Here is a 689-nt window from a genome sequence, read left to right on the forward strand (position 1 = left end):
GTACTCATTCTGTGTTGCGTGTGTATTGGGAATCATGGGAGGACGTGAAAAACGAATGTAATTACTACACAAGATGTGGGGGATAACATCTAAGAGTCGTGAGCGGTTTATACAGCTACTCCAGCGCCAACGTTTGCACCAGCGTAGATGGGACCAACGGGGCTAGCAACATTGACACCAGCTCCAACGTGGGCTCCAGCGCCAATAGGGGCCACACCAACATTTGCATCGACATTAGCGCCAACTCCGACTCCAATGGGACCCACGACGCCAGCTCCTACGTTCGCACCGGCGTTTACACCGGCTCCAACACGAGCCCCGACATCTACGTTCGCACCGGCGTTTACACCGGCTCCAACACGAGCACCAGCTCCTACGTTCGCACCGGCGTGGACACCGGCTCCAACGCGGGCTCCAGCACCAACACCGACTCCCGCATGGGCGCCTGCATTGATACCGGCTCCTGCGAGACCGCCGAGGCCGACACCGACGTTGCCCATGACGTTGCCGCTGATGCCCGAGGCGAGATCTGTACTGCCCGAGAAGATACCTCCAATTCCTGCACCGAGGCCTCCTCCAACATTAACATCGGCGTTAGCTCCGAATCCTAGACCTCCGAGACCAATTCCAGGGATCATGCCACCACCATTTCCGAAACCTCCAACAGCTGGGCCAGATGGGAGACGGAC

At 58.1% G+C, this 689-nt stretch carries 1 protein-coding gene; it reads left to right on the forward strand.

Annotated elements, in window-relative coordinates; translation table 11 throughout:
• The first annotated feature begins 98 nt into the window (after nt 1-98).
• On the forward strand, nt 99-611 hold the full coding sequence (locus tag IE255_RS40705) for a hypothetical protein (protein WP_190055153.1): 513 nt from the start codon (nt 99-101) through the stop codon (nt 609-611).
• Nucleotides 612-689: the final 78 nt, after the last annotated feature.

Origin of the sequence: Streptomyces lomondensis (assembly GCF_014651035.1) — a bacterium.
GTDB lineage: Bacteria > Actinomycetota > Actinomycetes > Streptomycetales > Streptomycetaceae > Streptomyces > Streptomyces lomondensis.